Here is a 4,322-nt window from a genome sequence, read left to right on the forward strand (position 1 = left end):
ATTTTCTTCATTATACGTACCAAACCCTCCTGGATCGGCAACCTCCTCAATATGGGGATGGTCATAGGGAACCGGCTGGGCATCTCCCACTGGTTTGTTGAATATGTTCTGATTAACCGACCAGTAGATGCAAGCAGTAGATGTTTCCGGGGTTTTCCCCACATTCAATGCATCTGGTGTCCCACTTGTGTTTGTCTCTGGCCAGATATCCCCCTCTCCCTCTAGGTTCACGAAGACAGGGATAAGATCCCCATCTGCGCTTTTTCCGTATTGGGTGGTTTCAACAGGAAAGGTAAGATCAGAGCGAGAATAATATCCCTTATATTCCACCTCTGGGTTAGGCTCCTCTACCGTATCGGTATCATAGTCATTATACCCACCTCCACTCACCTCAGGTACAGCTGACCCATCCCAGGAGTCTGGGCCATCACCATGCTTCAGGTATGCCCATTGCCAGCCCTTATCAGGAGAATCTCCAGCTTTGTTCACCACCAAGTCTCCTGCCTTGAATTGCCCGTAATCGTTGTAATACAGCCGTACAGCCCCAAAACCGGAGAGCTCTGCCTCATAATAGACAAGCTCATAGGCAATACCGGTGAAAACCACACCTTCTGGGGGCAGGTCATCAACATCGACCTTGATGGAAGTATCTTTCAGGTCGAATACAGCCAAGATATCATCAGTTACATCTCCGGAGGTGTCATTCGACCCATCAAAGATGGCAAAGGAGCCTTCCTTTACCTCCTGCTTTGTGACAGGGGTGTCATCATCCACATAGACAGAGAACTCAAGCATGTCATCCACTGTGGGTGTTGTATTAAGGTCATGAGAAGTGTTGAACCCGGGGAGCTTGGTCATCGTATTGTCTTTATATGCAGACATGGCTGTTCCATCCCATGCATTCATGGCATCATACCGCCCTTTACCATAGATACCCTTTTCCCCAATCTTCTGCACGGTAGCGTCTGGGATCAATGCGATGTAGCGATAAGCAACCTTGAGACTATCTGGGGTGATAGAGGTAAACCCACTGTCAGTCTGACTTGCTGCAAGCCAACGGGAGGTTATGCTTTTCTCGTCTGAATCAACATATTCACCTGCCCTGAACGAAGACTCACCATCGGGGGCTCTGGCCAGGGAAAAAACCGCGACATCCTCTTGTTCCTCTTCACCAGGATTGTTACCAGGATCCTTTTTACATCCGGCAAGAGAAGTCAGAAGAAACAAGATCAGTCCAATACATGCAATATAGTGTGTAATTCTTACCTTCATACTGTTTTCCTCTCCTATCCAAGAACAGTATGAAAAGGAACCACCCAAGGCGATAGCAGGTAAAAGCACCTAAGATCATAGGTATTCATACCTAGAATTTGTTATCTGTTAGATGGATAGCAATATTATCAATCCATACGCTTTTTTTTCGCTTATTGAGAATAATTCCTTGAATTTGTTGCAATTTGTTGTATTATGAAAGTACGAAAAGAAAGTTCTGCCTTTCTGGAAGCTTCTATGCTCATCTTTCACAGGAAAAATGTGAAGTTTCTGCCTAGTCCCAGAATTTGCAGAAGCAGGGTTGTTGAGGAAACAAGGAGGAACTCCATGAATATCATAGGAAAATCCCCGAACCGAGTCGATGCATACGGCAAAGTGACGGGAAAAGCAAAATATACCCCCGATCTGGTCTCTCCCCATGCCCTTCATGCAAAAGTACTGCATAGTACCATTGCAAATGGCTGGGTGAAGGAGTTTGACCTATCTGAGGCATGGAAGGTTGAAGGGGTTGTGGACATTGTTACCTGTTTCGATGTCCCCGACATTCAGTTCCCTACTGCAGGGCACCCATGGTCGACCGAACCAAAACATCAGGATATCGCTGACCGTAAGTTGCTTAATGCAAGGGTCCGCTGCTATGCCGATGACATTGCAGCAGTTATTGCCGAAACTGAGATAGCTGCAGGAGAAGCAGTGAGGAAGATCAAGGTAACCTACGAAGAGTATGCTCCCATTCTCTCCATTGAAGATGCAATGAAGGAAGGGGCCACGGTAATCCACGAGGAGAAGCCTAACAACGTAGTAGCCCACTCTTCCTATGAGATAGGCTCCTTTGAAGAATCCATTAAGGAAAAAGGACTTATCAAAGTCGTAGGCGACTACGAGACCCCAATTGTAAGCCACTGTCATATTGAACCTGCAAACTCGTTTGCATACATGGAAGATGGCAAGATTGTCGTGGTAACCTCCACCCAGATCCCCCATATCGTGCGCCGTGTCTGTTCCCAGGCTTTGGGAGTAGGAATCGGCACGATCAGGATTGTAAAGCCCTATATTGGTGGAGGATTCGGCAATAAGCAGGATGCTCTGACCGAGCCCCTGAATGCCTACTTGACCACTCGTGTTGGGGGGAGACCTGTTATCTTGGCCTATACCAGGGAAGAGACCTTTACCTGTACAAGAACAAGACATGCAATGAAGTTCCACATCGAGAGCTACATTCGCCCTGATGGGTCCTTTGCTGCAAGAAGCATAGAAGCTTACTCTAACCAAGGAGCATATGCGAGCCATGCACACGCACTGGTTGCCAATGCAGTAAACGGATTCAGGATGATGTATCCGGTGGGGGCAATCAAGGGTGAGGCCTATACGGTCTACACCAACATGCCAACCGCTGGAGCAATGCGGGCCTACGGTATCCCCCAGATTGGGTTTGCCTTGGAAGCCCACGTGGATGACATCGTGGCCAAGACTGGCTTTGACCCGATCAAGATCCGTAAGCAGAACATGATGAAGCTTGGCTTCGTCGACCCGGTTACCACCATCACCTGTCACTCCACCGGCCTCGAGGAGTGTATCGACAAGGGAGAGAAATACCTCTCATTCTCAAAGAAACGCAAGGAGTACGAGAAGCAGGATGGCCCGATCAGGAAAGGGGTCGGCATGGCCATTTTCTGCTACAAGACCGGTGTCTATCCGATCAGCCTGGAGACCTCCGCAGTGCGTATGCTGCTCAACCAGGATGGATCCCTGCAGGTACAGATGGGAGCAACCGAGATCGGCCAGGGTGCTGATACCGTCTTTGCCATGATGGCTGCTGAAACCATCGGTGTGACCATGGACAAGATTCATATGATCAGCAAACAGGATACTGATGTCACTCCATACGATACCGGTGCCTATGCTTCCCGCCAGACCTATGTATCGGGACTTGCCTTGAAAAAGACTGGAGAAGCTTTCAAGAAGAAACTGCTTGAGTTCGCCGGCTTTATGCTGAAGTGTGATCCATGGGATCTGGATATCAAGGAAAACTACATTGTGCACACCAACAAGGATGAGCGATTGCTCTCGGTTGCCGATGTAGCCATTGAATCCTGCTACAGTCTGACTAACTCACAGCATATTTCTGCTGAGGAGACACACCACTGCTCAGACAACACCTACTCCTTTGGAGTCTGTTTTGCCGAGGTAGAGGTGGATATCCCGATGTGTCAGGTAAAGGTTCTGGATATCATCAATGTCCATGACTCGGGAACCATCATCAACCATCAGACGGCTAGGGGTCAGGTACATGGTGGGATGAGCATGGGACTTGGTTATGGATTGTATGAACGACATATGTTCGACCCAAAGACAGGCCGCATGTACAACGACAATCTGCTTGACTACAAGCTGATGACCGCTTTGGATACCCCTGACCTCCATGCTGACTTTGTTGAGACCTATGACCCCACCGGTCCATACGGAAACAAGAGCCTCGGGGAACCCCCTACGATTCCCGTTGCCCCAGCCATCCGTAATGCAGTACTCAATGCAACCGGGGTTGCTGTAAATGCAATTCCGCTTCACCCCCAACGTCTGTTTGGTGCATTCACCGATGCGGGACTGATCAAATAAAGGAAGGAGCGCATGTATAACTTTAATAAACTCTATGAACCAACCTCTGTAGAGGAGGCCTTACGGCTTAGAAAGGAGCATCCTGAAGCTCTCATCCTTGCCGGAGGCAGTGATATCCTGATCAAGATCCGCGAAGGGAAACTTGCAGGTTGTGATCTCATCAACATCTATATGCTCGAAGACCTGAGGGGCATCTGCCTGGAGGACGATGGTTCAGTCCTTATCCGTCCGCTGACCAGTTTCACCGATGTCTCCATGCATCCAGTGATCAGGGAACATGTTCCTGTCCTGGGCGATGCAGTTGACCAGATCGGCGGCCCCCAGATCAGGAATATCGGCACCATCGGTGGAAACATCTGCAACGGTGTCACCAGCGCCGACTCGGCAACCACGCTCAAGGCGTATGATGCAGTTCTGGAGCTGACCAGCCTGGA

The 4,322-nt window shown here is 49.1% G+C and carries 3 protein-coding genes; 2 read left to right on the forward strand and 1 reads right to left on the reverse strand.

The annotated features are described in order from the left end of the window. A partial coding sequence (locus AB7S66_RS11540; protein WP_428520155.1) for a hypothetical protein occupies positions 1-1,272 on the reverse strand: 1,272 nt, incomplete at its 3' end. Between the two features lie 327 nt (positions 1,273-1,599). Here AB7S66_RS11540 and xdhA point away from each other — a divergent pair. Continuing rightward, complete coding sequence (gene xdhA, locus AB7S66_RS11545) at positions 1,600-3,888, forward strand: xanthine dehydrogenase subunit XdhA (RefSeq protein ID WP_428520157.1); 2,289 nt, start codon at positions 1,600-1,602, stop codon at positions 3,886-3,888. Positions 3,889-3,900: 12 nt separating this feature from the next. Then, positions 3,901-4,322: FAD binding domain-containing protein (locus AB7S66_RS11550; protein ID WP_428520159.1), on the forward strand; the 422-nt coding region annotated here is incomplete at its 3' end.

The organism is Sphaerochaeta sp. (genome assembly GCF_050178175.1).
Lineage (GTDB): Bacteria > Spirochaetota > Spirochaetia > Sphaerochaetales > Sphaerochaetaceae > Sphaerochaeta.

Excerpts from the sequence above, each read along its gene's own strand:
- xdhA (WP_428520157.1), top strand. The coding sequence starts at position 1,600 with ATGAATATCATAGGAAAATCCCCGAACCGAGTCGATGCATACGGCAAA.